This window comes from Bradyrhizobium sp. (assembly GCF_047605465.1).
In the GTDB taxonomy this organism is placed as follows: Bacteria; Pseudomonadota; Alphaproteobacteria; order Rhizobiales; family Xanthobacteraceae; genus Bradyrhizobium.
Window position 1 is genome coordinate 47,194 of sequence record NZ_JASGFS010000031.1, and the last position, 25,691, is coordinate 72,884.

Genomic DNA, 25,691 nt, shown 5'->3' on the forward strand with positions numbered 1-25,691 from the left:
GTAAGGCCCGGTCATGTCGTGACGTGTGTCTGCGTCGCGACGGAGGAGCAATGAGGGGGAGTTTCCCGATGGCCATGACGGGAACGGTCAAGTTCTTTAACGGCGAGCGCGGCTACGGCTTCATCAAGCCGGACGACGGCGGTCGCGATGTCTTCGTTCACATCACCGCAGTCGAGCGGGCGGGATTGAAAGACCTTGCCGAGGGACAGCGTATCACATTCGAAGTCGAACCGGACAAGAAGGGGAAGGGGCCGAAGGCGGTCAATCTCGTCATTCTCTCCTAGGGCGCTTTCGCGCGAAGTCGATACCGGTTCGCGTCAAGAAAACGCGTCAAGACTTGAATGGAGCTCCGTTCCGATCGCATCGGAGCGGAAGCGGCTCTGACGGGCCCGACGCAAAACACCTGGCGCAAAAAAATTCCCGGCCGCGAGCGGCCGGGAGGCAGTGGTCCGGTATTTTCTTCTTCAGCTATCAGAAGTGATAGTTCACGCCTGCGCGCACAACGCTGGCGCTGTAGCCGTTCGACACGCCCGTAATGGCGAACTGGCTCGTCGACAGGTCGATGTAGAGATACTCGAGCTTGGCGCTCCAGTTCGGCGCGAGGCCGACTTCAACGCCGGCACCGATGGTCCAGCCGGCGGTGGTGTGCGACTCGGTCCAGCCGAAGGTCTGCCCGCGCAGTTCGCCGAAGGCGAGACCGGCAGTGCCGTAGAACAGCACGTTGCTGAACGCGTAGCCGGCGCGGCCGCGCAGGGTGCCGAACCACGGATTGGAGAACTTCCACGGCGCGAAGGTGTCGTCTGCACCCGCTGCCTGGATGTCGCCCTCGACGCCGAACACCCACGGACCGTTCTGGAAATTGTAGCCGGCCTGAACGCCGCCGACGAAGCCGGACGGCTTTGACGGGTTGTTGTCGACCGAGCCCCATTCGTAACCGATGTTGCCGCCGAGATAGGGACCGGCCCAGCTATACGCATTGAGCGGCTGGTTGACGGTGTAGGGCGCGCGCTGCCCGTAACCGAGATCGGCGGCCTCTGCCGAAGCTGTCCAGCCGGCTGCAACCAGCGCGGCTGCCCCCACAACGAACCTCTTCATCACACACTCCCCAACGCAACTGCCGCAACCGAAAGCGATGCCCGCGCCGCCGCGCCGGGCGATGTCGCATGGTTACGGAACCAAGAACTTTTCGCGTAGGATTTATCGAGAGTTTTAAGTTAAAGGGCTGTTAAGTCGGGTTACCGCGCTGTTAACAGACTTAAGGAAGCGTTACCGGGAACCCCGCGCGCCCTCCGGTGCGGCCCTGCCGGCCGGAACTTCAAATCGGCATCCCCAGCGCCTAAATTCGCCCCATGGTTCACGATTCTCCCGACAACCCGGACGACGCAGGCGCGCGCAAACCCCGGCGCGGCGCGGCCCAGGACGTCCCGCCCGGGGGACTGGCGGCGCCCGATCTCGATCCCGCCACCGCAGGCGGCGACGACGAGGACGATGCGCGGCTGCCGGATATCCTGGAGGAGAGCGGCGCGGTCGGCGAAGAGCCGCTGGCGACCGGCCACGAGGCGATCGAGCGCGCGGTTCGGCTCGCCCCCACCTCGCCCGGCGTCTACCGGATGCTCAACGCGAATGCCGACGTGCTCTATGTCGGCAAGGCCAAGAACGTCAAAAAGCGCCTGTCGAACTACGCGCGCCAGAGTGCACCGCAACCGGCGCGCATCCTGCGCATGATCGCGGCCACGGTCACCGTGGAGATCGTCTCGACTACGACCGAGACCGAAGCACTGCTGCTCGAAGCCAACCTGATCAAGCAGCTGCGGCCGCGCTTCAACGTGCAGCTTCGCGACGACAAGTCGTTTCCCTACATCCTGATCACCGGCGACCATTGGGCGCCGCAGATCCTGAAGCATCGCGGTGCGCAGACCCGGCCTGGACGCTATTTCGGGCCGTTCGCCTCCGCAGGCGCGGTCAACCGCACCATCACCGCCCTGCAGCGCGCGTTCCTGATCCGCTCCTGCACCGATTCCTTCTTCGAGAGCCGCAGCAGGCCCTGCCTGCTCTACCAGATCCGACGCTGCGCCGGTCCCTGCACCCGCGAGATCGATTTCCCAGGCTATGCGACGCTGGTGCGCGAGGCGACCGACTTCCTGTCCGGCAAGAGCCATGCGGTGAAGCAGGAGCTCGCGGGCGAGATGGAGAAGGCCTCCGGCGAGCTCGAATTCGAGCGCGCCGCGCTCTACCGCGACCGCCTCGCCGCGCTGTCGGCGATCCAGTCGCAGCAAGGCATCAACCCGCGCACGGTGGAGGAGGCCGACGTCTTCGCCATCCACCAGGAGGGCGGCTTCTCCTGCGTCGAGGTGTTCTTCTTCCGCACCGGGCAGAACTGGGGCAACCGCGCCTATTTTCCGCGGGCGGAGAAGAGCTTCACCCCGGAAGAGGTGCTGGGCTCGTTCCTCGCGCAGTTCTACGACGACAAGCCGCCGCCGAAACTCGTCCTGCTCTCGCACGAGGTCGAGGAGAGCGAGCTGCTCGCCAACGCGCTGGCGATCAAGGCCGGCCACAAGGTCGAGGTCACTGCTCCCAAGCGCGGCGAGAAGAAGGAGCTCGTCGCCCATGCGCTGACCAACGCGCGCGAAGCGCTGGGCCGCAAGCTCGCGGACACCGCGACGCAAGGCCGGCTGCTCGAGGCGATGGCCGCGACGCTCAACCTGCCGCATGCGCCCAAGCGCATCGAGGTCTACGACAACAGCCACATCCAGGGCACCAATGCGGTCGGCGCCATGATCGTCGCCGGCCCGGACGGCTTCGTGAAGAACCAGTACCGCAAGTTCAACATCAAGTCCGAAGGGCTCACGCCCGGCGACGACTACGCCATGATGCGCGAGGTGCTCGAACGCCGCTTCAAGCGCCTGATCAATCCGCCCGAGGACGGTGCCGCCAAGGCCAAGGACGACGACTTCCCGCAATGGCCGGACCTCGTGGTCATCGACGGCGGCCGTGGCCAGCTCAACGCGGTCGGCGAGATCTTCGAGGGCCTCGGCCTGACCCAGGTGTCGCTGATGTCGGTCGCCAAGGGACCCGACCGGGATGCCGGCCGTGAGACCCTGTTCATGCCGGGCCGGGAGGCGATCAAGCTGGAGCCGCGCGACCCCGTGCTCTATTTCATCCAGCGATTGCGGGACGAGGCCCATCGTTTCGTGATCGGATCGCACCGCAAACTGCGGAAGAAGGACATTCGCGAGGCCGGTTTGCAGGAAATCCCGGGCATCGGCCCGTCACGCAAACGTGCCTTGCTGCATCATTTCGGAACCCTGAAGGAGATCGAACGGGCCTCGATCGCCGATCTCGGCAAGGTTCCGGGGGTGAGCGCCGAGAGCGCCCGCAGGATTTTCGAATATTTCCATCCCCAGCCGGGATGAATTAAAGGGGACGGTGGTCATATGGTCGTCGTATCCCGCACCCCAATTGGGGTGGGACGGTTGACCTTCAGGCTGCAGCGGTATTGGTAGGACGAATGAACATCGCCACGACACGAGGGACGACCAGCCGCGCGATGTCCCTCCCGAACATCCTGACCTATGGTCGGATCGCCGCGATCCCGGTCGTGGTCGGCTGCATCTATGCCCAGTCCATCATGGACGGCCCGTTGTGGCTGCGCTGGGTCGCGGTCGCCATCTTCATCGCCGCCGCGGTGACGGACTATCTCGACGGCTATTACGCGCGGATCTGGAATCAGCAATCGGCGTTCGGCCGGATGCTCGACCCGATCGCCGACAAGCTGCTGGTCGCCTCGTGCCTGCTGATGCTGGCCGCCGACGGCATCATCCACGGCTGGTCGCTGTGGGCCGCCATCGTGATCCTGTGCCGCGAAATCCTGGTCTCGGGCCTGCGTGAATATCTCGCCGCGCTGCGCGTCAGCGTGCCCGTCACCAAGCTCGCCAAGTGGAAGACCACGGTTCAGCTCGTGGCCATCGGCTTCCTGCTGGCGGGCGAGGCCGGCGACCAGGTGGTGCCGGTCGTGACGCAGATCGGCCTGCTGCTGCTGTGGGCCTCGGCGCTGCTGACCATGTATACCGGCTACGATTATTTCCGCGCCGGCATCCATCACCTCATCCGGGAGGATGAGGGATGAAGGTGAAGTACTTCGCCTGGGTGCGCGAGCGCGTCGGCAAGGCGGAGGAAACCGTCGAACCGCCGCCCGCCGTGCGTACGGTGGAGGAGCTGATCGCCTGGCTGTCCGGCCGCGGAGAGGCCTATGCCTATGCGTTCGAGAAGCCGAAGGTCATCCGCGCCGCGATCGACCACGCCCATGTCCGCCCCGATGCCGCGATCGCGGGCGCGCGCGAGATCGCGTTCTTTCCGCCGATGACCGGCGGCTAGGCCATGACCGGCCCCGTCACCATCCGCATCCAGCCGGACGATTTCGACATCGCGCGCGAGATCGCGAACCTGACCAGGGACCGCACCGACATCGGCGCGGTCGTGAGCTTTTCCGGCATCTGCCGCGGCGACGAGGACAGCGCGAAGATCGCGGCGCTCACCCTCGAACACTATCCCGGCATGGCGGAAGAGGAGATCCGGCGTCATGTCGATGAAGCCGTGTCGCGCTGGCCGCTGAACGGCGTCACGGTCATCCACCGCGTCGGCCGGTTCACGCCCGGCCAGAACATCGTGCTGGTCCTGACCGCTTCGCAGCATCGCCAGGCGGCGTTCGAGGCGGCGGAATTCCTGATGGACTATCTCAAGACCAGCGCACCGTTCTGGAAGAAGGAAGAGAGCGCCACCGGCACGGGTTGGGTCGAAGCCCATGCCCGCGACGACGAGGCCGCCGCACGCTGGACCAAATCCTGATGGCAAGAGCATCCAAGAAGACCGCGCCCCGCCGCGCCGCCCCCAAACTCGCCAAGGTCGGCCCCGGTGAGCTCCTCACCCTCATGGATTTCGTCCGCTATGCCGTGAGCCGGTTCGTCGAGGCCAGGCTCGCCTTCGCCCACGGCACGACCGACCCGGTCGCGGAAGCGGCGTTCCTGGTCTGCGAGGCCCTGCATCTGCATCCCGAGCAGTTCGAGACCTTCGCCACCGCGCGCGTCACCGCCGCGGAAGGCAAGACCATCCTCGACCTGATCCACCAGCGGGTCACGACGCGCAAACCGGCCGCCTATCTCGTCAACAAGATCTACATGCGCGGGCTGCCCTTCTATGTCGACGAGCGCGTCATCGTTCCGCGCTCCTTCATCGGCGAGCTCCTGGATTCGCATTTCGGCGGCGACGGCGAGGCCGGCTCGCTCATCGACGAGCCCATGGCCGTCGAGCGGGTGCTCGATCTCTGCACCGGCTCGGGATGCCTGGCGATCCTCGCCGCCTATCATTTCCCGAACGCGGAGGTCGATGCCGTCGACATCTCGAAGGGGGCGCTGGAGGTTGCCGCGCGCAATGTCGGCGAGCACGGGCTAGACGACCGCGTCACGCTCCACCGCGGCGATCTGTTCGCGCCGCTCGGCAATGCGCGCTACGACCTCATCATCACCAACCCGCCCTACGTCGATGCCGAGGGCATGGCCGCCCTGCCGCCGGAATGCCGCGCCGAGCCGAAACTCGCCTTCGACGGCGGCCCCGACGGCCTGGACGTGGTGCGTCGCATCCTGCTCGACGCCCCGCGCCATCTCACCCCGGGCGGCGGGCTGCTGTGCGAGATCGGACGCGGCCGCGAGTTGATCGACGAGGCCTTCCCGGAGCTGCCGCTGCTCTGGCTCGACACCGAGGAGTCCGAAGGCGAGGTATTCTGGGTCGCGGCCGCCGATCTCGGCTGATCCGTCATCCGCGACCACACTTCGGCGGAACAAGTCAATTTCCGCCACGTTCATCCCCGAAGACTGTCTCGCTTTCGGAGGATGTCCGCATGCTCGCGCCATCGGGCGAGTTGCTGCGCGCCGGCATGGCGCTGAAACTCAACCATCTGAAGCGCGCCGCCCAGTCGTATCTGCGCGACCGCACCAGCCAGGCCACGGGGCGCGCAACCTCTTACGCGGTCGCGGCCGGACTGTTCGCGGCGGCGGGACTGTTCCTGATCGCGGCGTTCTTCGTCGGTCTGGTCGCCCTGTACCGCTGGGTTGCGATCACCTACGGACAGTTCTGGGGCTTTGGCGCCGTGGCGGCCGTGCTTCTCGTGCTGGCGGCTGCCTGTGCCGGAATGGCCTCCGCCCAGATGAAGCGCCGGACGCGGCCCGTCGTGCCGCTTGCAAGCCGCATGCGCGTTGCGATCGCCACGCCGCGGATCCCGCGCGGAACGGTCAAGCAGGCCGTGAGGGAGGTCGCGACGACGATTCCACTGGTGCCGCTCGCGCCGGGCGAACGCAGCCACGCCGGCAGGACGCCACCGGGCCGCGCCGGCCGACCGGTGCAGCTTGGGTTGATGCTCGCAGCGCTGGGGGTGCTCGGCTTCACGGCTGCGCGCCGCAGACGCAACGGCCGCCAATTGGACGCTTGAAATGGCGGCGCGGCGACCGGAGCAGCTCAATAATTGGCTGCTGGTTGCCGCCACGGCGATCTTCGTCCTGACCGCGCAGCGTTACTTCCAGCAGCGGTTCCGGGAGACCGGCTTCATGGGAGCCGGCTCCCTGCGGAGGAACGACAACAGCCAAGACACACCACCCGAGACCAGCGCTGCGCTCGCGGCAATGCAGCCGGGCCATGGTCATCACGCGAAAAGCCCCTTCGCGATTCCCTGGGCGGGCTGGAAGGAGATCTTCGCGCGCACCTACCGCCGCATCGACGACGATCGCCTGCTCGCGACGGCGGGCGGCGTCGTGTTCTTCGGGCTGCTGGCGATCTTTCCCGCCGTCACCGCGCTCGTCTCGTCCTACGGTCTGTTCGCCGATCCCTCGACCATCAGCGACAACCTGCAGACGCTTGCGATGATGCTGCCGGCGGGCACCTTCCAGATCGTGCAGGATCAGGTCGTGCGCGTGGTCTCGAAAGGCAATACGGCGCTGGGCGCGACCTTCCTGTTCGGCCTCGTGCTCGCCATCTGGAGCGCCAACGCCGGCGTCAAATCCATCTTCGACGCGCTCAACGTCGCCTATGAGGAGCGCGAGAAGCGCGGCTTCGTCAGACTGAACCTGGTGTCGCTCGCTTTCACGGTGGGCGGAATCGCGGCCCTGCTGCTGATGGTCGCCGCCGTGGTCGCCTTCCCGCTGGCGCTGGATCATCTCGGCATCGCGCCGGAGAGCAAGCTCATCGTCGCGATGGCGCGATGGCCGCTGCTGCTCGCCATCCTGCTCGCGGCGCTCGCCCTGCTCTACCGGTTCGCGCCCAGCCGCGAGGCGCCTCGCTGGCAATGGCTGAGCATCGGCGCGGTGACGGCCGCACTGCTCTGGATCGCCGGCTCGGCGCTGCTGTCCTGGTATCTGTCTAAATTCGCCAATTACAGCGCGACCTACGGCTCGCTCGGCGCCGCCATCGGCCTGATGACGTGGATGTGGATGTCGGCGATCGTGGTGATGTTCGGCGCCGAGCTGAACTCCGAAATCGAACGGCAGGCACCGCGCAACACCGGCGCCGGCCGGCCGAAGCCGCCCGGGAGTCCCGAGGCGACCTCGAAGGCTTTCGCCCGGCCGGCCTGACACGCGGACGGTCGCTATCCCCTCGAATCAACAATGATGTTAAGGTCCGCGCGCTTGGGGGAGCATGAGACGGGGCGGCGTCGGACGAAGGCCCGTGTTTTTCCGGGCGAAATAATCAGAATTTGAGGCGTGACGCGCGGCATGATTCGCATTTCGACGATCTTCATCGCCATCTGCATGGTCCTGGTCGCGGCCTCGCTCGGGCTCGTCCTCTACTCGGTCGCCGGCATCAGCGGGACCGAGTCGGCGATCGTGGCGCTGACCGCGCTGACCTTCCTGATCCTCTACAACGCGGTGTCGATGCGGCTGCGGGACCGCAGCGACGTCGGCGGCCAGATTTCCGACCTGTCGCGCGGCACCGCCGACCTCGCCCGGCAAGTGGCCGAGTTCGGCCGCCGGCTCGCGGCCGTCGAAGGCCGCATCGCCTCGGCCAATTCGACCAATTCCGACCGCATCCAGTCGGTGATCGGCGAGATCAACGAACTCGGCGGGCTGGTCAGGCAGCTCGCCGCGACCGTGTCGACCCACGAGGATCTGCTCGCCGAAAATACGACCGTCGTCCCAGCCGCCAGGCCGGAGCCGGAGGCGTCGATCGACTTGCTCGCGCTCACCGACGACAAGCCGGTCGTCGCTGCCTCGCCCGCCCCTCCGGCGACGCCACGGCCGGCCTCAGCGGTTCAGGTGCCGGTCCCGGTCACCGCCGGACGCAACCAGACCCAGTTGCTGGCGACGCTGCGCAACGCGATCGACGAAAACCGCATCGACATCTTCCTCCAGCCGATGGTCACCCTGCCGCAGCGCAAGGTCAGGTTCTACGAAGCGGTGACCCGCGTGCGCGACGAACGCGACCAACTGATCGCCGCCGAGGAGTTCATCAGCATCGCAGAGGCCTCCGGCCTGATCGGACGCATCGACAACATGGTGATGCTGCGCTGTGTGCAGGTCCTGCGCCGGCTGATGGTGCGCAACATGGACGTCGGGGTCTTCTGCAACGTCGCGGCTTCCACGCTCGGCAATTCCACCACGTTCGCGCAATGCCTCGATTTCCTCGAGGCCAACCGGGCTCTGGCGCCGTCGCTGGTGCTGGAATTCAAGCAATCGACCTTCCGCAGCCTCGGCCCGGCCGAGAGCGAAAATCTGGCGGCTCTCGCCCAGCGCGGCTTCCGCTTCTCGATGGACCACGTCACGGATCTGCGGATCGAGCCGCGCGAACTCGCCGACCGCGGCCTGCGCTTCATCAAGGTGCCGGCCGCACTGCTGCTCGATCCGAAGCAGGCCTCGGCATCGGACATCCACCCCTCCGACCTTTCGGACCTGCTCGGCCGGTTCGGCATCGACCTGATCGCCGAGCGGATCGAAGGCGAGCGCGCGGTGGTCGACCTGCTCGACTACGACGTCAGGTTCGGCCAGGGCTTCCTGTTCGCGCCGCCGCGGCCATTGCGGCCGGAGGGGGCATCTGCTACCGCCGGGGCCCCGCCGAACCAGGCGCAGGACATTCAGGGATCCAATGGCTCCGGCACATCCAGCTCAGGCGCGACGTCCAGCGCGCCTCCGCCACAGCGCATCACCGGCAACGCGGCGCTCGCGCGCCGGATCTGATCGGTCGCACCTGTCATGACCACACTGCATTTCGCCGAAAGCCTGCGCGATCTCGTGGGCGGGGTCGACGTCGTGCTCAGCGACATCTGGGGTGTCGTGCATAACGGGCTGGAATCCTTCCCCGAGGCGTGCGAGGCGCTTCACACCTACCGCAGCCGCGGCGGTACAGTGATCCTGATTACCAATGCGCCGCGCCCGGCCGACTCCGTGCAGCGGCAATTGCGCAAGCTCGGCGTCGCCGACGAGACCTATGACGCGATCGTCTCCTCGGGCGACCTGACACGGCTCTATGTCGCCGAGCACCCGGGCCGCAAGATGTTCTGGCTCGGCCCCGAGCGCGACAACTCGATCTATCGCGGCCTCGATGCGAAGACCGCGCCGCTGGAAGAGGCCGACTACATCGTCTGCACCGGCCTCTATGACGACGAGACCGAGACGGCGGAAGACTATCGCGGCATGATGCTGAAGGCGCGCGAGCGCAAGCTCACGCTGGTCTGCGCCAACCCCGACATCGTGGTCGAACGCGGGGACCGGCTGATCTATTGCGCCGGCGCGATCGCGGAGCTCTATCGCGAGCTCGGCGGCGAGGTGATCTTCTACGGCAAGCCGCACCGGCCGATCTACGAGCGCGCGATGGCGCTCGCCGGCGAACGCCAGGGCCACCAGATCGACCGCGGAAAGGTGCTGGCGATCGGCGACTCCGTCCGGACCGATCTCACCGGCGCGCGGGAATTCGGCATCGACTGCCTGTTCGTCACCCGCGGCATTCATTCCGAGGAATTCGAGGGGCTCGACCAGCTCGACCCCGCCTCGGTGACGGAATTGTTCGGCCATCCGCCCAAGGCGCTGATGCGCGAATTGAAGTGGTGATGGCGCGGGCGGTCTGAAGCGACTCCGGCCCGGACGAACTGCCGACATCCAAACGTCGTCATGGCCGGGCGCGAACACGGCCATCCGTGTCCTTCGTCTCGCGGCCGGGAACGCGAATGCCCGGGACAAGCCCGGGCATCACAATCTTCATGAACAGTCGTTTGCGGTCAGGCGCGCGTTACGCGCTCGCCATGTCCGGGAACACCGCCTCGATCTTGGTCTTCAGCGTCGCCGCGTTGAACGGCTTGACGATGTAGTTGTTCACGCCGGCCTTCTTCGCGGCGATCACGTTCTCGGTCTTGGATTCCGCCGTGATCATGATGAAGGGCGTGGTGGCGAGGTTCGGGTCCGCGCGCACTTCGCGCAGCAGGTCGTAACCCGTCATCGGCTCCATGTTCCAGTCGGAGATCACGAGGCCGTATTTCTTGCCGCGCATCTTGTTCAGCGCCGCCGAACCGTCGCTGGCGTCATCGATGTTTTCGAAGCCAAGCTGCTTCAGCAGATTCCTGATGATGCGGATCATGGTGCTGTAGTCATCCACCACCAGAACCGGCATCGACAAATCAACCGCCATCTCGACTCCCCCAACGCAAACGCAGGACTATCACGATCGAACCTGCCCGACCGAAGCCCGCCGGTTCCAGACCCAAGGACTAGCATCAAGGCTTTAAACAGCGCGTTAACTGGGGGTGCCCGTCCGAAAGGCTGAGATCGCGGTGAATACGGTCCGATCCCCGCGCTTGACTTCATCCGGCCGGTCAAGCCACGGTCGCGGCCCGTCCTGCCCGGTTCGAGAATTCCTCCTGATGGCCCCGCATTTTACCGTTATTCGCGACACCACGCCGGATTCCATGATTCTGAAGGGCGCCGTGGTCGCCATGGGCAATTTCGACGGCGTCCATCTCGGTCACCGGGCGGTGATCGCGGCAGCGCTGGAAATGGGCCGGACGCATGGCCGCCCTGCCCTGGCCCTGACCTTCGAGCCGCATCCGCGCCGGTTCTTCAGCCCGAACACCCCGCAATTCCGATTGACCGACGAACGGGCCAAGTTGCGGCTGCTCGCCGGCACCGGGCTCGCCGGTGCCGTGGTCATGACCTTCGACAAGGCCCGCGCCGGCACCAGTGCGCAGGATTTCATTCACCATGACCTGATCGGTCGGCTCGGTGTCAGCGGCATCGCGGTCGGCTACGACTTCCATTTCGGCAAGGGACGGGTCGGCTCGCCGGGACTTCTGGTCAACGAGGCGCCCCGGCTCGGCATCGAGGTCGACGTGCAGCCGCATGTCGATATCGACGAGCGGCCGGTCTCCTCCAGCGCCATCCGGATCGCGCTCGCCGAGGGGCAGATCGACGAGGCCACCACGATGCTGAGCGCGCCCTGGTTCATCACCGGGGAAGTCATCCACGGCGAGAAGCGCGGCCGCGACCTCGGCTATCCCACCGCCAACATCCGGCTGGATGCCAATTGCGGCCTCAAGCACGGCATCTACGCGGTGCGCGTCGGCCGCGGCGCCGGGCGCCTGGAAGGGGTCGCAAGCTTCGGCCGCCGCCCGACCTTCGATAACGGCGCCCCGCTGCTGGAAATCTTCCTGTTCGACTTCAAGGGCGACCTCTACGGCCAGGTCCTAGACTGCGCCTTCATCGGCTTCATCCGCGAGGAGCTGAAATTCGACAGCATCGAGGCCCTGGTCCGCCAGATGGACGACGATTCGTCCCGCGCCCGCGCCATGCTGGCAGCCGCCCCGGACGCATTTCCGCGGCTGGGGACGATCGACTGAGGCCAAAACCGCCCCCGCCGGGGCCTTTGCGCTTCACCCGGCCGGCTGCTATGGAGAGCCCATGTTTGCGCGGCGCATCATAGGGATTAGCGGCCCGGCTTCCGCCTGAGCCTCCGGCTCGGCGCAAGACCGGGATTTCGTCGTTCCACCCCGCGATTCCGCATCGCCATTCGTTTCCGCGCCCTTCCGAGCCAGTCAGCTTCATGTCCGAAAAGCCGCAAAAGTCCGACGCCAAAGACTATTCGAAGACCCTGTTCCTGCCGCAGACGGAATTCCCGATGCGCGCCGGGCTGCCCCAGCGCGAGCCGGAGCTCCTGAAATACTGGAACGACATCGGCCTCTACGACAAGCTGCGCCGGGAAGCCGAGCACCGCGCCAAATTCGTGCTGCATGACGGCCCGCCCTATGCCAACGGCAACATCCATATCGGCCACGCGCTGAACAAGATCCTCAAGGACGTCGTGACCAAGAGCCAGCAGATGCTTGGCTTCGACTCCAATTACGTTCCCGGCTGGGACTGTCACGGCCTTCCGATCGAATGGAAGATCGAGGAGGAGAACTACCGCAAGAAGGGCAAGCAGAAGCCCGACTTCCGCGACTCCGCCGCGATGGTGGCGTTCCGCAAGGAATGCCGTGCTTACGCGACGCACTGGATCAATGTGCAGCGCGAGGAATTCAAGCGGCTCGGCATCATCGGCGACTGGGACCATCCCTATCAGACGATGAGCTATCCCGCCGAGGCGCAGATCGCACGCGAGCTGATGAAGTTCGCCGCCAACGGCACGCTGTATCGCGGCTCCAAGCCCGTAATGTGGAGCGTGGTCGAGAAGACCGCGCTCGCCGAAGCCGAGGTCGAGTACGAGGACTACACTTCCGACATGGTCTGGGTGAAATTCCCGGTCACCTCGCCCGCACACGGCGCACTCGCCTCCGCGAGCATCGTGATCTGGACCACCACGCCATGGACGCTCCCCGGCAACCGCGCCATCTCGTTCTCGCCGAAGATCGCCTACGGCGTCTACAAGGTCACGGACGCGCCTTCCGACAATTGGGCCAAGGCAGGCGATCTCCTGATCCTCGCCGATGCGCTGGCCGCGGAGGTGTTCAAGCAGGCGCGCGTCACTGCCTATGAGAAGGTGCGCGACATTCCCGGCGACACTCTAGACGCCGTCGAATGCGCCCATCCGCTGCGTGGCCTGGATGGCGGCTACGAGTTCATCGTGCCGCTGCTCGCCGGCGACCACGTCACCGACGATACCGGCACCGGCTTCGTGCACACGGCGCCGAGCCACGGTCGCGAGGACTTCGACGTCTGGATGGCCAACACCCGCGAGCTCGACGCGCGCGGCATCTCGACCGCGATCCCCTACACTGTCGACGAGAACGGCGCCTACACCGCTCAGGCACCCGGCTTCACCGGCAAGCGCGTCCTCAACGACAAGGGCGAGAAGGGCGATGCCAACGAGGCCGTGATCAAGGCGTTGATCGAGGCAGGCAAGCTCCTGGCTCGCGGCCGCCTCAAGCATCAATACCCGCACTCCTGGCGTTCGAAGAAGCCGGTCATCTTCCGCAACACGCCGCAATGGTTCATCGCGATGGACAAGGACATCAGCGAGGAAGGCCATGCCCGGAAGGGCGACACGCTGCGCGCCCGCGCGCTGCGTGCGATCTCGGTGACGAAATGGGTGCCACCGGCGGGCGAGAACCGCATCAACGGCATGATCGCCAACCGCCCGGACTGGGTCATCTCGCGCCAGCGCGCCTGGGGCGTGCCGATCGCCGTATTCGTGCGCGAGAACAGCGACGGCTCGGCCGAGATTCTCCAGGACGAAATCGTCAACCAGCGCATCACCGAGGCCTTCGTGGAAGAAGGCGCCGACGCCTGGTACATGGAAGGCGCCCGTGATCGCTTCCTCGGATCGCGCGCCAAGGAGGATTGGAAGAAGGTCGACGACATCTGCGACGTCTGGTTCGATTCCGGCTCAACGCACGCCTTCGTGCTCGAGGATCGCCAGAACTTCCCGCAGCTCGGCAACATCGTCCGGAAGGTCGACGGCGGCAACGACACCGTGATGTATCTGGAAGGCAGCGACCAGCACCGGGGCTGGTTTCACTCCTCGCTGCTGGAAAGCGCGGGCACGCGAGGCCGCGCGCCGTACGATGTCGTGCTGACCCACGGCTTCACGCTGGACGAGAACGGCCGCAAGATGTCGAAGTCGCTCGGCAACACCGTCGAGCCGCAGAAGGTGATCAAGGATTCGGGCGCGGACATCCTGCGCCTGTGGGTCTGCGCCACCGACTATGCCGATGACCAGCGCATCGGCCCGGAGATCCTGAAGAACACCATCGAGACCTACCGCAAGCTGCGCAACACCGTGCGCTGGATGCTCGGTACGCTGCATCACTACAAGCCGGCCGACGCGATCGCGCCCGGCGACATGCCCGAGCTCGAGCGGCTGATGCTGCACGAACTCGCGATCCGTGCCGCCGTGATCCGCAAGGCCTACGAGGAGTTCGACTACAAGACCGTGGTCGCAACCCTGTCCGCCTTCCTGAACAGCGAGCTGTCGGCGTTCTATTTCGACATCCGCAAGGACACGCTGTATTGCGATCCGCCGTCCTCACCGACGCGCAAGGCGGCACTGACCACGATCGACCTGTTGTGCGCCTCGATCCTGAAATGGCTGGCGCCGATCCTCAGCTTCACCGCGGAGGAAGCCTGGCACATGTACCGGCCGGACGCCGAGCCGTCGGTGCATCTGACGCTGTTCCCGAACGACCTCGAAGATCTGCGCGACGACAAGCTCGCCGCGAAGTGGGAGGCGATCCGCAACGTCCGCCGCGTCGTCACCGGCGCGCTGGAGCTCGAACGCGCGGCCAAGAACATCGGCTCCTCGCTCGAAGCCTCTCCGGTCATCTATGTCGCCGACCGCGGCATGCTGGCGACGCTGTTCGACGTCGATCTCGCCGAAGTCTGCATCACCTCGAACTACGAGGTGCGCGAGGGCGAGGCGCCGGCGACCGCGTTCCGTCTCGATGCCGTTCCCGGCATCGCGGTCATCGTCGAGAAGGCACAGGGCACCAAATGCGCCCGCTCCTGGAAAATCTCGCCGACGGTCGGCGAGGATCCCGAATACCCCGACGTCACCCCGCGCGACGCCCAGGCGCTGCGCGAATGGAAGGCGCTGGGGGTCGGCGTCTAGTCTCAACTGTCGTCCCGGCGAAGGCCGGGATCCATGATCACCGCAGCTGAATGTCACAAAGGCTGATGACTTCCGGCCCCTTCACCAACAACCGTCTCGGCGTGTGGATCCCGGCCTTCGCCGGGACGGTGGTGCTGCTGGCGGCGGAGGCCTCCTCGCCATGACCCCTCTTCGCGCCGGCATCGTCTCGGCAATCGTCACGGTCGTCCTCGACCAGGCCTCGAAACTCTGGCTCCTGAACGTGTTCGACCTGGCGCGGCGCGGCGCGGTGAAGGTGACGCCGTTCTTCGACCTGGTGCTTGCCTGGAACATCGGGATCAGCTTCGGCTGGCTCCAGAACGACGGTCAGGCGGCCCAGTTCGCCCTAATGGCCGTGAAGGCGATCGCGGTCGTCGCGCTGGCGATCTGGATGGCGCGCTCGCACACCTTTCTCGCCACCGTGTCGCTGGGGCTGATCATCGGCGGCGCCATCGGCAACGGCATCGACCGCCTGGCCTATGGCGCGGTGGTCGATTTCGCCCTGCTTCACGTCGAGATCGCCGGAAACACCTACAATTGGTACGTCTTCAACCTCGCGGACGTGGCCATCGTTGCTGGGGTGGCGGGGCTGTTGTATGACTCGTTCCTGGGGGTACCCGCCGCAAAAGCGCCCTGATCCCGGCCGATACGGGCCGGTAGGCGGAACGTTGCCTTGCGAGGGTCGGCCGCGCGCGACGCGGCAATCTGCCACAATATGGAACAGGTACGGTAATGCGCAGCTCCCAGACCAGCGGTTCGATGGTTCGAGACCCCCGGCAGGGCATTTGGCGGGCGCTGAAAGTGTCCGCCGTCGCACTCGGCATCGGTCTCGTCATGTCGGCAGGCGCCGCCCGCGCCGGCGACGACGACGATGACGACATGACCTTCGAAGAGCGGCTGATCGACAATCTGATGTCCGGCCTCGGTGCCAAGAGCATGGAGAAGCCCGGCATCGAGTACCGCGAGCGCTCGCCGCTCGTCGTGCCGCCGAAGCTCGACCTCCCGCCCCCCGCCGCGACCGAAGCCAAGAATGCACCGAACTGGCCGAAGGACCCCGACGAGAGGCGCCGCAAGGAGGCCGTCGCCGCGCGCAAGAAGGCCAACAAGGCGAAGGAAAACTGGGAAGCCGCCCGGGCACTGACGCCGGCCGAAATGAACGCGGCCAAGACCGCCGCCCCCGCGCGCGAGAACAACGATCCGATCCAGCCCGGCACCAACAGCAACCCGTCGCTGATGCCGAAGGACCTCGGCTATTCCGGGGGCCTGCTGGGCATGTTCAAGGGCAATAGCTCGGAGTCGACGCAATTCAAGAGCGAGCCGCCGCGCCAGTCGCTCGTCGAACCGCCGGCCGGATACCAGACGCCGTCTCCGAACTACGCTTACGGCGCCGGCCCGGACAAGTCGCGGAAGATGTACTACGACATCATGTCCGGCAAGGAGAAGGAGCAGTAAGGCTCCTGTCGCCGCGCGCTTGGGCGCGCGGACCTGACGCATCGTCCGGGATAGGCCGGGCGCGGCAGATGACCTATTTTTAAGTTCAATTTGACGGCGTTCTCTGCTTCGTGACCCGAAGCCCGAAGCCGCGCGGTGTAGCATGCCGCGCTCTCACACCCGGACATCGGGGTCCGGGCTTTCACAAGGATCGCGATGCCCTCGTACCGATCGATCGCCTGCCTCCTCGCCGCGCTGCTCTCGACCAGTGTCCTGTCGGCCGGCGCCACCCTCGCCCAGACCACGGTCACCTCGGCCCCGCCCGCCAGCTTCACGCTCAGCAACGGCCTTCAGGTCGTGGTGATCCCGGATCACCGCACGCCGGTGGTCACGGAGATGATCTGGTACAAGGTCGGCTCGGCCGACGAGACGCCGGGCAAATCCGGCCTCGCGCACTTCCTCGAACATCTGATGTTCAAGGGCACTTCGAAGCATCCCGTCGGCGAATTCTCGCAGACCGTGCTGCGCGTCGGCGGCAACGAGAATGCCTCCACCTCGGTCGACTACACCAACTATTACCAGCGCGTGCCGAAAGAGCAGTTGCCGACGATGATGGAGTTCGAGGCCGATCGCATGACCGGCCTCATCCTCAAGGACGAGAACGTGCTGCCCGAGCGCGACGTCGTGCTCGAAGAGTACAACATGCGCGTCGCCAACAATCCCGACGCGCGGCTCAACGAGCAGATCATGGCCGCGCTCTATCTCAATCATCCCTACGGTCGGCCCGTGATCGGCTGGCACCAGGAGATCGAGAAGCTCGATCGCGAGGATGCGCTCGCCTTCTATCGCCGCTTCTACGCACCGAACAACGCGATCCTGGTGATCGCCGGCGACGTCGAGGCCGCGGACATCCGCCCGCTGGTCGAGCGCAATTTCGGTCCCATCGCGGCCCAGCCTGCGATCCCGGCGCGGCGCATCCGCCCGCAGGAGCCGGAGCCGGCCGCCCCGCGCACCGTCACGCTGTCAGACCCGCGCGTCGAGCAACCCGCGATGCGGCGCTATTACCTGGTGCCCTCGGCGACGACCGCCGCGGCCGGCGAGAGCGCGGCACTCGACGTGCTGGCGCAATTGATGGGCAGCGGCAGCAACTCCTATCTCTATCGCGCGCTCGTCGTCGACAAGCCGCTCGCGGTCTCCGCCAGCGCCAGCTATTCGAGCATCTCGCTCGATCCCACGCAGTTCGGGGTCTCGGCAGCGCCGAAACCCGGCGTCAGCTTCGCCGAGGTCGAACAGGTGATCGACGGCGTCATCGCCGACATCGCGCAGAACCCGATCCGTGCCGAGGACCTGGAGCGGGTCAAGACCCAGCTCATCGCCGAGGCGATCTACGCCCAGGACAACCAGGCGGTGCTGGCGCGCTGGTACGGCGGCGCTCTGGCGACGGGCCTGTCGATCGAGGACATCCGCAGCTGGCCCGACCGCATCCGTGCCGTCACCGACGAGCAGGTCCGCGGCGTTGCGCAGAAATGGCTCGAGAAGAAGCGCTCGGTCACCGGCTATCTGATCAAGGACACTGCTGCCACCAAGCGCGAGGAGAAGCGTTCGTGACCTATTCCTTCCTTCGCGCGCGTCGTATCGCACTGTCCCTTGCCACCGGCGCTGCGCTCGCGCTGGCCTCGGTCTCGCCGTCGCGGGCGGCTGCCAAGATCCAGCATCTGGTCTCGCCGGGCGGCATCGAAGCCTGGTTCGTGCAGGATGCGACGGTGCCGCTGATCGCCATGGAATATTCCTTTGCCGGCGGTTCCGCGCAGGATCCCAAGGCCAAGCCGGGCGTCGCCAATCTGGTCAGCGATCTCCTCGACGAGGGCTCCGGCGATCTCGACTCCAAGACGTTCCACGAGCGGCTCGATCGCCGCGCCATCGAGCTCTCCTTCAGCGCCACCCGCGATACGTTTCGCGGCAGCCTGCGCATGCTGCGCGACAACAAGGACGAAGCCTTCGACCTGCTCAGGATGGCGTTGACCTCGCCGCATTTCGACACCGTCGACGTCGAGCGCATCCGCTCGCAGGTCATCTCGGGACTGCGCCGCGAGACCACCAACCCGACATCGCTCGCAAGCCGCAAATTCCTGGAAATCGCCTTCGGCGATCATCCGTACGGGCGGCAGACCAACGGAACGCTCGAGAGCGTGCCAACCATCACGGTCGCCGACATGAAGGATTATGTCGGCCGCGTGCTGGCCAAGGACACGCTGAAGGTCGCCGTTGTCGGCGACGTCGATCCGGAAACGCTCGGCAAGCTGCTCGACCACACCTTCGGTGCCCTGCCGGCCAAGGCCAATCTCGTGCCGGTCCCCGACATCGATGCGGCGAAGCCGCCGCAGCGTGCCTTCGTGCCGCTCGACGTGCCGCAGACCGTCATCACCTTCGGTGGCCCCGGCGTGCGGCGCAACGATCCGAACTTCATGGCGGCCTATGTCGTGAACCACATCCTGGGCGGCGGCGGCCTGTCCTCGCGGCTCTATCGCGAGGTGCGCGAGAAGCGAGGCCTCGCCTATTCGGTGTTTGAATCGCTGCTCTGGATGGAGCATTCGGCGGTTTTCATCGGCAACACCGGCACCCGTGCCGATCGCGCCGGCGATACCATCGATGCCATCGAGAAGGAGGTACGCCGCATCGCCGACGAGGGCCCGACCCAGAAGGAGCTCGACGAGGCCAAGTCCTACCTCAAGGGCTCGCAGATGCTGGCGCTCGACACCTCCTCCAAGCTCGCCCAGGCGCTGCTGCAATATCAGCAGGACAAGCTGCCGATCGACTATATCGAGAAGCGCAACGGCATCGTCGACGCGGTGACGCTGGACGACGCCAAGGCGGCCGCCAAGCGCCTCTGGGGCCAGGGTCTGCTCACCGTCGTGGTCGGCCGTGCCCCGCAGGCCGCCGCGCAGCCCGCGGCAGCACCCGCGACGAAGTCGAACTGACGTCTCCGAAGTCTCCTGAAATGGCCGGGTTCGTCCCGGCCATTTGCGTTTCCAGATGCACCATTGCCGAATTCGGACGTCCGCGATATGTCCGGACATCACGAATGGTGCCATCATGCTGCGGATATCCCGCGATCTCGTCATCGACGAGGACGACATCGAGATCGGCTTTGTCCGGGCCTCCGGCCCGGGCGGGCAAAACGTCAACAAGGTCTCGACCTCGGCGCAGCTCCGCTTCGACACCAGCAAGCTGACGCTGCCGGAGGATGCAACGATCCGGCTCGCCCGTATCGCCGGCCAGCGCATGACCAAGGACGGCGTGATCGTGATCCACGCCCAACGCTTCCGCACCCAGGAGCGCAACCGGCAGGACGCCATCGAGCGCCTCACCGAGATCCTGCGCGAAGCCATGGTGCGGCCGACGCCGCGTCGCGCGACACGGCCGACCTACGCCTCCAAGCAGCGCCGCCTCGACGGCAAGAAGCGCCGCAGCGACGTCAAGGCCGGCCGCGGCGGGCGCTTCGACGACTAGAACACGCGCAGCAGAAAGAACTCCGGCCGCCATGCGACCAGAGTTCTGCCGTAACTAGTCGCGCTTGCCCGACGCCGCGGCGCCGGAGGTGGTGCCGTCGACGGTCCCCTTGTGCGCGGCGCTGCCGGTGGTGCCGACCGTACCTCTCGTGCCCTTCGTCGACTTCATGCCCGTCTTCGCGCCCGCAGTTCCCGGCTGCGCGCCGAGATCCTCATCCCCGCTTCCAGTCGTGCCGCCCTGCATGGATTTGCCTTGCACCGTGCCATGTGTCCCGGCGTCGGCCGGCGCGCCTTGCGCGAGAACGGGCGTCGCAATGAGAGTCGAAAATGCGCATGCGATCATCGAGGTCTTCAGCAACTTCATCCATTTCTCCTGGATCTTTTCGCGATGAACAGCCCGGCCGCGCCTGTACGCCGCTCGTCCGCACCGGACCATCGCATCGTATCGAGAGTTCAAGCGGCGCGGTCGCATGCAATCCGGATCGTGTGGTGATCGTTGAGGGATTTGGCGGCGGTTTCGCGGAATTGCGCTCCTCATATGCGGCAGCGCGGAACACGCGCGCAGCATGAGCATCTCTACGCGCAGCGAAACAGCCCGCTACTACCACCGCCGATTTGACGCCGCCTAGAGTTTGCGCACGCCGAATTTGATGCAGATGAGCAGGCTCTTGGTGATGCGCGCAGTCATGCTGGGATTGTGCACCGCGATGGTGCTGGTGGTCCGCTTCGCCGACGCGCAAATGCCGTTGCCCGCTGCAAAGCCTCCGGATGGAGCAACGCTCTTCAAGCAGCAATGTGCGGTGTGCCACACGACCAACACATCGGAACCGATGCGGCAGGGTCCGCCGCTGGTCAAGATCGTGGGCCGGCCCGCCGGCAAGGTGGAAGGGTTTCACTATTCAGATGGCCTCGCCAAGGCCGACTTCACCTGGGACGAGGCTCGGCTCGATGCCTGGCTGACCAATCCACAAGCCGTCATCCCCGGCGTCGTCATGGCCTACCGGCAGGCGAAGCCCGAGACGCGCGCCGCCATCATCGCCTACCTGAAGGAGCTGAACTGAATGGCGAAACCGGTCCATTCCATGATCCGCGTGCTCGACGAGGCGCGCTCGCTCGATTTCTACAGACGCGCCTTCGGCCTCGAAGTCGCCGATCATCTGAAGTTCGCGGACTTTGCCCTGATCTATCTGCGTCACCCCTCCTCACCTTTCGAGGTCGAGCTGACGGTGAACTTCGATCGCAAGGAACCTTACGCGCTCGGCGACGGCTACGGACATCTCGCCGTGGTGGTCGAGGATCTCGAGGCCGAACATGCCCGCTTCGAACGCGAGAAGCTCGCTCCCGGACCGCTGCGCGACTTCAAGCACGACGGCAGGACGCTGGCGCGCTTCTTCTTCGTCAGCGACCCCGACGGCTACAAGATCGAGGTGATCCAGCGGGGCGGACGTTTCAACTGATCAAATCATAAAATCAACGGAGGAAATGCCATGAGGGAAGTCGACCGCCGAAGCAAGCACAGCCGCCGCGTCTTTCTCAAGGGCGCGGCGACCGCCGTACCGGTCGCGGCAGTTGCCGCCAGCGTCACCGTCGGCATCGAGGGCGCCTGGGCGGACGATGCGAGCGCGCTCTCTCCCGCGACGATGAAGACGCTGCTGAAGGTCGCGCGCGACATCTATCCGCACGATGTCCTCGGCGACAGCTACTACATCACCGCGATCAAGCCGTGGGACGACAAGGCCGCCAAGGATCCGGCCGTCAAGTCGCTGATCAGCGACGGCATCACGCGGCTCGATCAGAACGCGCGCGACCGCCACAAGGTGGCCTATGCCGAAGTCCCCTGGGAAGCCGATCGCGTGGTCCTGCTGAAGGAGGTCGAGCAGAGCGACTTCTTCCAGAAGGTGCGCGGCGACCTCATCGTCTCGCTCTACAACCAGAAAGAGGTCTGGCCGCGGTTCGGCTACGAGGGCTCCTCCGCCGAGCACGGCGGCTACATCAACCGCGGCTTCGCCGACATCGACTGGCTGTCGAAGGCTTAACGTCACCCAACGGTTCAGGAGAACGCATATGGCAAAATTCGATCTGAACGACTCCAGCGTTGTGGTGATCGTCGGCTCCGGTGCCGGCGGCGGCACGCTCGGCAACGAGCTCGCGCAGAAGGGCGTCAAGGTGGTCATTCTCGAAGCCGGTCCCCGCATCGAGAACCAGGACTTCATCAACGACGAGTGGGACAGCTTCTCCCAGCTTGCATGGTCGGACGCGCGCACCACGTCGGGGACATGGCGCGTCGCCAAGGATTTTCCAAATCTTCCCGCCTGGATCGTCAAGGCGGTCGGCGGCTCCACGATCCACTGGGCCGGCGCCTCGCTGCGTTTCGACGAGCACGAGTTCAAGGTGAAGAGCACCTACGGCAACATTCCCGGCGCCAACCTTCTGGACTGGCCGGTCACGCTCGCGGAGATGGAGCCGTGGTACGCCAAGGCCGAGAACAAGATGGGCGTGACCCGGACCAACGGCATTCCCGGGCTTCCCGGCAACAATAACTTCAAGGTGCTGGAGGCCGGCGCGAAGAAGCTCGGCTACAAGACCGTGCATACCGGCAACATGGCCATCAACAGCCAGCCGCGCGACGGGCGCGGCTCGTGCCAGCAGATCGGCTTCTGCTTCCAGGGCTGCAAGTCCGGCGCGAAATGGTCGACGCTCTACACCGAGATCCCCAAGGGCGAAGCGACCGGCAATCTCGAGGTCCGGCCGAGCAGCATGGCGGTCAAGATCGAGCACGATGCCGGCGGCAAGGTGACCGGCGTCGTCTATGCCGACGAGAGCGGCGCGATGCAGCGCCAGAAGGCGCGCATCGTCGCGGTCGCCGGCAACTCGATCGAGAGTCCCCGGCTGCTGCTGAACAGCGCGTCCACCATGTTTCCCGATGGTCTCGCCAACTCGTCGGGCCAGGTCGGCCGCAACTACATGCGGCACATGACCGGCAGCGTCTACGCTGTGTTCGAGAGGTCGGTGCACATGTATCGCGGCACCACCATGGCCGGCATCATCCGCGACGAGGCGGCCAACAATCCGAAGCGCGGCTTCGTCGGCGGCTACGAGATGGAGACGCTGTCGATCGGGTTGCCGTTCATGGCGGCCTTCCTCAACCCCGGTGCCTGGGGACGTCCCTTCACCTCGGCACTCGACGGCTATCCGCGGATGGCCGGCATGTGGCTGGTCGGCGAAGACATGGCGCAGGAAACCAACCGCATCACGCTCGACCCTGTCGTGAAGGACAAGTTCGGTCAGCCGGTCGCAAGCGTCCATTTCGACGATCATCCGAACGACGTCGCGATGCGCGCGCACGCCTACAAGCAGGGTGCGGCGGTCTATGACGCGGTCGGCGCCACCGTGAGCTATCCGACACCGCCCTATCCGAGCACCCACAATCTCGGCACCAACAGGATGAGCGAGAAGGCGCGGGACGGCGTGGTCAACAAATTCGGGCAGAGCCACGACGTCAAGAACCTGTTCGTCTCGGACGGTAGCCAGTTCACGAGCGGAGCAGCCTGTAATCCGACGCTGACCATCGTCGCGCTCGCCATCCGGCAGGCGGACTACATCGCCGGTGCGATGCAGAAAAAGGAGATCTGAGGTCGGAGAGACAAACCTCTCTCCCCGCCATTGCAAACGAAGCAATCCGGACTGCCTGCGCGGCACGATCCGGATTGCTCGGTCGCACACGCGCGAAAATGCTCAGCCGTTTTGGCGCGCGTCGCTCGCGATGACGATGTGGGCTGTCTCGCGGACTCTCGGATGTCGTCCTGGCGAAAGCCAAGGACCTGTGACCCCGCGACCAATTCTAGCGAAGACTCGTCGTCCATAACTCGGACCGCGGATCAACGATCAACCTCGCGATATGGGTCCGGGCCTCCGCCAGGACGACATCTGGCGCGGAGTTGCTACTCGGCTGCGTCGAGGATGGGCTGCGCGGCGACCTTGAAATCCGGCACCGCCACCATGCTCCGGGATCGATAGATCAGGCAGGAGCAGCGCAGCAGCGACGCGAAATTGTTGACCTCGCCGTGATGGTCGAGCACCTCGTTGTAGAGCGTCGTGAGGAACTTGCCGAGGCTCATGCCTTCCCTGGCCGCGATCTCCTCGAGCGTGTCCCAGAACGCCATTTCCAGGCGGATCGAGGTGCAGTGACCTCCGATCCGCAGCGAGCGGGTCTGGGATTCGTAGTCGCGTTGGGGCTGGTGCGCGAAGAGATGGCACATGGCGTCCTCCCGTCCTATTGCCATTTTTCCCCGATGCTACACCCCCGCCCGGCACCCCACAATCACGACCGTGCCGGGAACGTCGCTCCATCGCCGGATGCGCGTCTTGCGCGAACGTCCAATGTCTTCAATGTGATAGGCAACCTTCTTCCCCAGCCCGCCACGGCGCTGTTGCTCAACACATGCTTTTGACGCAACACGGCATAGAATAGCGCCTCCCGCGAATCCAAATCGAAGACCCAAGACCGAGCCCATGCCCGTCCGCCAGCTGCCAGAGCAAGTCGTCAACCGCATCGCCGCCGGCGAGGTGGTCGAGCGCCCGGCGAGCGTGGTCAAGGAACTCGTCGAGAACGCGATCGATGCCGGCGCGAGCCGGATCGACGTCTTCACCGATGGCGGCGGGCGGCGGCGGATCGGCATCACCGACGACGGCGGCGGCATGACCGCGACGGACCTCGCGCTCGCGGTCGAACGCCACGCCACGTCCAAGCTCGACGACGAGGACCTGCTGCAGATCCGCACGCTCGGGTTCCGCGGCGAGGCGTTGCCCTCGATCGGCTCCGTCGCGCGTCTCGCCATCACGACGCGGCATGCGAGCGAGCCGCACGCCTGGGCGCTCGCCGTCGAGGGCGGCGACAAATCCGCGATCATGCCGGCGGCGCTGGCGCACGGCACGCGCGTCGAGGTCAACGACCTCTTTTACGCGACGCCGGCGCGGCTGAAGTTCCTCAAGACCGACCGCACCGAGGCGGAAGCCATCCGCGAGGTGGTGCGGCGGCTCGCCATGGCGCGTCCCGATATCGCCTTCACGTTGGCCGGTGAGGAGCGCGCGCCGGTGACCTGGGCCGCGGCGCTGCCCGGCGCGGCCGGACGGCTGACGCGGCTCGGCGATATCCTCGGCGCGGAGTTTCGCAGCCACGCCATCGAGGTGCATGCCGAGCGCGAAGGTGTCGTCGTCGCCGGCTATGCCGCCGCGCCCGCACTGACCAAGGCGAACGCGCTCGGGCAATATCTCTTCGTCAACGGCCGCCCGGTGCGCGACAAGCTGATCCTGGGCGCGGTGCGCGCGGCTTATTCCGATTATCTGCCGCGCGATCGCCACCCGGTGCTGGCGCTGTTCGTCACGCTCGACCCGCGCGAGGTCGATGCCAACGTCCATCCCGCCAAGACCGAAGTGCGCTTCCGCAACGCAGGCCTCGTCCGCGCGCTGATCGTGCACGGCCTGAAGGAAGGGCTCGCGCGCGAGGGCCGCCGCACGGCCGCCAACAGCGGCGGCAGCGCGCTGTCCTCGTTCCGGCCGGCCTTCACGCCGCCGCGTCCCGGCAACTGGGACTGGCGGGCTTCGCCAGCCGCACCGGTCGCGCCGATGCCGTCATTCGACGGCGCGGCGGCGCCCGCTTTCGCCGAG

At 65.9% G+C, this 25,691-nt stretch carries 26 protein-coding genes; 22 read left to right on the plus strand and 4 right to left on the minus strand.

All coding sequences use genetic code 11. The features are described 5' to 3' along the window. The first annotated feature begins 68 nt into the window (after window positions 1-68). The gene (locus QM712_RS21840; RefSeq protein ID WP_008544396.1) at window positions 69-284 is read left to right on the plus strand and encodes a cold-shock protein; all 216 of its coding nucleotides are present in this window, start codon (window positions 69-71) and stop codon (window positions 282-284) included. Between the two features lie 187 nt (window positions 285-471). Here the strand turns inward: QM712_RS21840 and QM712_RS21845 are convergent, their stop codons facing one another. Beyond that, window positions 472-1,095: an outer membrane protein gene (locus tag QM712_RS21845; RefSeq protein ID WP_415025209.1), complete on the minus strand. Its 624-nt coding sequence runs from the start codon at window positions 1,093-1,095 to the stop codon at window positions 472-474. A gap of 254 nt (window positions 1,096-1,349) precedes the next feature. Here QM712_RS21845 and uvrC point away from each other — a divergent pair, with 254 nt between their 5' ends. From uvrC to QM712_RS21890, 9 genes are all read left to right on the plus strand, one after another. Further along, window positions 1,350-3,413 carry an excinuclease ABC subunit UvrC gene (uvrC, locus tag QM712_RS21850; RefSeq protein ID WP_415025210.1) on the plus strand — a complete coding sequence of 688 codons (2,064 nt, stop codon included), beginning with the start codon at window positions 1,350-1,352 and terminating at the stop codon, window positions 3,411-3,413. A gap of 95 nt (window positions 3,414-3,508) precedes the next feature. Beyond that, on the plus strand, window positions 3,509-4,126 hold the full coding sequence (pgsA, locus tag QM712_RS21855; RefSeq protein WP_415025211.1) for a CDP-diacylglycerol--glycerol-3-phosphate 3-phosphatidyltransferase: 618 nt from the start codon (window positions 3,509-3,511) through the stop codon (window positions 4,124-4,126). Then, the gene (gene moaD / locus QM712_RS21860; RefSeq protein ID WP_415025212.1) at window positions 4,123-4,374 is read left to right on the plus strand and encodes a molybdopterin converting factor subunit 1; all 252 of its coding nucleotides are present in this window, start codon (window positions 4,123-4,125) and stop codon (window positions 4,372-4,374) included. The genes pgsA and moaD overlap by 4 nt, the downstream gene beginning before the upstream one ends. A gap of 3 nt (window positions 4,375-4,377) precedes the next feature. Continuing rightward, the gene (locus QM712_RS21865; protein ID WP_415025213.1) at window positions 4,378-4,845 is read left to right on the plus strand and encodes a molybdenum cofactor biosynthesis protein MoaE; all 468 of its coding nucleotides are present in this window, start codon (window positions 4,378-4,380) and stop codon (window positions 4,843-4,845) included. Further along, complete coding sequence (gene prmB / locus QM712_RS21870) at window positions 4,845-5,804, plus strand: 50S ribosomal protein L3 N(5)-glutamine methyltransferase (protein ID WP_415025214.1); 960 nt, start codon at window positions 4,845-4,847, stop codon at window positions 5,802-5,804. The genes QM712_RS21865 and prmB overlap by 1 nt, the downstream gene beginning before the upstream one ends. Window positions 5,805-5,893: 89 nt before the next feature. Beyond that, window positions 5,894-6,481, plus strand: a complete 588-nt coding sequence (locus QM712_RS21875) for a phage holin family protein (protein ID WP_415025215.1) — start codon at window positions 5,894-5,896, stop codon at window positions 6,479-6,481. A gap of 1 nt (window position 6,482) precedes the next feature. Further along, entirely contained in the window at window positions 6,483-7,616 is a 1,134-nt protein-coding gene (locus QM712_RS21880; protein ID WP_415025216.1) for a YihY/virulence factor BrkB family protein, read from the plus strand. 141 nt (window positions 7,617-7,757) lie between these two features. Next, window positions 7,758-9,215 carry an EAL domain-containing protein gene (locus QM712_RS21885; RefSeq protein ID WP_415025217.1) on the plus strand — a complete coding sequence of 486 codons (1,458 nt, stop codon included), beginning with the start codon at window positions 7,758-7,760 and terminating at the stop codon, window positions 9,213-9,215. Window positions 9,216-9,230: 15 nt separating this feature from the next. Beyond that, window positions 9,231-10,085, plus strand: a complete 855-nt coding sequence (locus QM712_RS21890) for a TIGR01459 family HAD-type hydrolase (protein WP_415025218.1) — start codon at window positions 9,231-9,233, stop codon at window positions 10,083-10,085. Window positions 10,086-10,263: 178 nt separating this feature from the next. On the opposite strand, the gene QM712_RS21895 is transcribed toward QM712_RS21890, so the two are convergent. After that, entirely contained in the window at window positions 10,264-10,659 is a 396-nt protein-coding gene (locus tag QM712_RS21895; protein ID WP_008567674.1) for a response regulator, read from the minus strand. Window positions 10,660-10,891: 232 nt separating this feature from the next. Here QM712_RS21895 and QM712_RS21900 point away from each other — a divergent pair, with 232 nt between their 5' ends. The 7 genes from QM712_RS21900 (at window position 10,892) to arfB (ending at window position 20,025) form a co-directional block, all read left to right on the plus strand. Next, window positions 10,892-11,863, plus strand: a complete 972-nt coding sequence (locus QM712_RS21900) for a bifunctional riboflavin kinase/FAD synthetase (RefSeq protein WP_415025219.1) — start codon at window positions 10,892-10,894, stop codon at window positions 11,861-11,863. 203 nt (window positions 11,864-12,066) lie between these two features. Next, window positions 12,067-15,066: an isoleucine--tRNA ligase gene (gene ileS, locus QM712_RS21905; RefSeq protein ID WP_415025220.1), complete on the plus strand. Its 3,000-nt coding sequence runs from the start codon at window positions 12,067-12,069 to the stop codon at window positions 15,064-15,066. Window positions 15,067-15,226: 160 nt separating this feature from the next. Beyond that, window positions 15,227-15,721 (plus strand): signal peptidase II, encoded by a 495-nt coding sequence (gene lspA, locus QM712_RS21910; protein WP_415025221.1) that lies wholly within the window; start codon window positions 15,227-15,229, stop codon window positions 15,719-15,721. A 95-nt stretch (window positions 15,722-15,816) separates the two neighbouring features. Continuing rightward, a complete protein-coding gene (locus QM712_RS21915; protein ID WP_415025222.1) occupies window positions 15,817-16,536 on the plus strand; it encodes a hypothetical protein in 720 nt (239 codons plus the stop codon). Window positions 16,537-16,731: 195 nt separating this feature from the next. Continuing rightward, on the plus strand, window positions 16,732-18,123 hold the full coding sequence (locus QM712_RS21920; RefSeq protein WP_415025223.1) for a M16 family metallopeptidase: 1,392 nt from the start codon (window positions 16,732-16,734) through the stop codon (window positions 18,121-18,123). After that, window positions 18,120-19,493: a M16 family metallopeptidase gene (locus tag QM712_RS21925; protein WP_415025224.1), complete on the plus strand. Its 1,374-nt coding sequence runs from the start codon at window positions 18,120-18,122 to the stop codon at window positions 19,491-19,493. The genes QM712_RS21920 and QM712_RS21925 overlap by 4 nt, the downstream gene beginning before the upstream one ends. Before the next feature lie 115 nt (window positions 19,494-19,608). After that, window positions 19,609-20,025 (plus strand): alternative ribosome rescue aminoacyl-tRNA hydrolase ArfB, encoded by a 417-nt coding sequence (gene arfB / locus QM712_RS21930; protein WP_415025225.1) that lies wholly within the window; start codon window positions 19,609-19,611, stop codon window positions 20,023-20,025. Between the two features lie 54 nt (window positions 20,026-20,079). Here the strand turns inward: arfB and QM712_RS21935 are convergent, their stop codons facing one another. After that, on the minus strand, window positions 20,080-20,388 hold the full coding sequence (locus QM712_RS21935; RefSeq protein ID WP_415025226.1) for a hypothetical protein: 309 nt from the start codon (window positions 20,386-20,388) through the stop codon (window positions 20,080-20,082). 376 nt (window positions 20,389-20,764) lie between these two features. Between QM712_RS21935 and QM712_RS21940 the strand changes: the two genes are divergently transcribed. The 4 genes from QM712_RS21940 to QM712_RS21955 are packed head-to-tail and all read left to right on the plus strand — an operon-like array spanning window position 20,765 to window position 23,657. After that, complete coding sequence (locus tag QM712_RS21940; protein ID WP_415025235.1) at window positions 20,765-21,085, plus strand: c-type cytochrome; 321 nt, start codon at window positions 20,765-20,767, stop codon at window positions 21,083-21,085. Further along, window positions 21,086-21,481, plus strand: coding sequence for a VOC family protein (locus QM712_RS21945; protein ID WP_415025227.1), 396 nt, complete (start codon window positions 21,086-21,088; stop codon window positions 21,479-21,481). A gap of 30 nt (window positions 21,482-21,511) precedes the next feature. Beyond that, window positions 21,512-22,060, plus strand: coding sequence for a gluconate 2-dehydrogenase subunit 3 family protein (locus QM712_RS21950; protein ID WP_415025228.1), 549 nt, complete (start codon window positions 21,512-21,514; stop codon window positions 22,058-22,060). 28 nt (window positions 22,061-22,088) lie between these two features. Further along, a complete protein-coding gene (locus tag QM712_RS21955; RefSeq protein WP_415025229.1) occupies window positions 22,089-23,657 on the plus strand; it encodes a GMC family oxidoreductase in 1,569 nt (522 codons plus the stop codon). A 308-nt stretch (window positions 23,658-23,965) separates the two neighbouring features. On the opposite strand, the gene QM712_RS21960 is transcribed toward QM712_RS21955, so the two are convergent. After that, a complete protein-coding gene (locus QM712_RS21960; RefSeq protein ID WP_415025230.1) occupies window positions 23,966-24,283 on the minus strand; it encodes a ribbon-helix-helix domain-containing protein in 318 nt (105 codons plus the stop codon). A 253-nt stretch (window positions 24,284-24,536) separates the two neighbouring features. Between QM712_RS21960 and mutL the strand changes: the two genes are divergently transcribed. Beyond that, on the plus strand, window positions 24,537-25,691 hold a 1,155-nt coding region (mutL, locus tag QM712_RS21965; RefSeq protein ID WP_415025231.1), incomplete at its 3' end, for a DNA mismatch repair endonuclease MutL.

Bases quoted from the DNA above. Each gene is read 5' to 3' on its own strand.
- uvrC (WP_415025210.1), top strand. From the start codon at position 1,350: ATGGTTCACGATTCTCCCGACAACCCGGACGACGCAGGCGCGCGCAAA.
- QM712_RS21960 (WP_415025230.1), bottom strand. From the start codon at position 24,283: ATGTGCCATCTCTTCGCGCACCAGCCCCAACGCGACTACGAATCCCAG.
- QM712_RS21920 (WP_415025223.1), top strand. From the start codon at position 16,732: ATGCCCTCGTACCGATCGATCGCCTGCCTCCTCGCCGCGCTGCTCTCG.
- arfB (WP_415025225.1), top strand. From the start codon at position 19,609: ATGCTGCGGATATCCCGCGATCTCGTCATCGACGAGGACGACATCGAG.
- QM712_RS21840 (WP_008544396.1), top strand. From the start codon at position 69: ATGGCCATGACGGGAACGGTCAAGTTCTTTAACGGCGAGCGCGGCTAC.
- lspA (WP_415025221.1), top strand. From the start codon at position 15,227: ATGACCCCTCTTCGCGCCGGCATCGTCTCGGCAATCGTCACGGTCGTC.
- QM712_RS21885 (WP_415025217.1), top strand. From the start codon at position 7,758: ATGATTCGCATTTCGACGATCTTCATCGCCATCTGCATGGTCCTGGTC.
- QM712_RS21880 (WP_415025216.1), top strand. From the start codon at position 6,483: ATGGCGGCGCGGCGACCGGAGCAGCTCAATAATTGGCTGCTGGTTGCC.
- QM712_RS21865 (WP_415025213.1), top strand. From the start codon at position 4,378: ATGACCGGCCCCGTCACCATCCGCATCCAGCCGGACGATTTCGACATC.
- prmB (WP_415025214.1), top strand. From the start codon at position 4,845: ATGGCAAGAGCATCCAAGAAGACCGCGCCCCGCCGCGCCGCCCCCAAA.
- pgsA (WP_415025211.1), top strand. From the start codon at position 3,509: ATGAACATCGCCACGACACGAGGGACGACCAGCCGCGCGATGTCCCTC.
- QM712_RS21895 (WP_008567674.1), bottom strand. From the start codon at position 10,659: ATGGCGGTTGATTTGTCGATGCCGGTTCTGGTGGTGGATGACTACAGC.
- QM712_RS21875 (WP_415025215.1), top strand. From the start codon at position 5,894: ATGCTCGCGCCATCGGGCGAGTTGCTGCGCGCCGGCATGGCGCTGAAA.
- QM712_RS21955 (WP_415025229.1), top strand. From the start codon at position 22,089: ATGGCAAAATTCGATCTGAACGACTCCAGCGTTGTGGTGATCGTCGGC.
- moaD (WP_415025212.1), top strand. From the start codon at position 4,123: ATGAAGGTGAAGTACTTCGCCTGGGTGCGCGAGCGCGTCGGCAAGGCG.
- QM712_RS21935 (WP_415025226.1), bottom strand. From the start codon at position 20,388: ATGAAGTTGCTGAAGACCTCGATGATCGCATGCGCATTTTCGACTCTC.
- QM712_RS21845 (WP_415025209.1), bottom strand. From the start codon at position 1,095: ATGAAGAGGTTCGTTGTGGGGGCAGCCGCGCTGGTTGCAGCCGGCTGG.
- QM712_RS21900 (WP_415025219.1), top strand. From the start codon at position 10,892: ATGGCCCCGCATTTTACCGTTATTCGCGACACCACGCCGGATTCCATG.
- QM712_RS21950 (WP_415025228.1), top strand. From the start codon at position 21,512: ATGAGGGAAGTCGACCGCCGAAGCAAGCACAGCCGCCGCGTCTTTCTC.
- QM712_RS21940 (WP_415025235.1), top strand. From the start codon at position 20,765: ATGCCGTTGCCCGCTGCAAAGCCTCCGGATGGAGCAACGCTCTTCAAG.
- QM712_RS21945 (WP_415025227.1), top strand. From the start codon at position 21,086: ATGGCGAAACCGGTCCATTCCATGATCCGCGTGCTCGACGAGGCGCGC.
- QM712_RS21915 (WP_415025222.1), top strand. From the start codon at position 15,817: ATGCGCAGCTCCCAGACCAGCGGTTCGATGGTTCGAGACCCCCGGCAG.
- ileS (WP_415025220.1), top strand. From the start codon at position 12,067: ATGTCCGAAAAGCCGCAAAAGTCCGACGCCAAAGACTATTCGAAGACC.
- QM712_RS21890 (WP_415025218.1), top strand. From the start codon at position 9,231: ATGACCACACTGCATTTCGCCGAAAGCCTGCGCGATCTCGTGGGCGGG.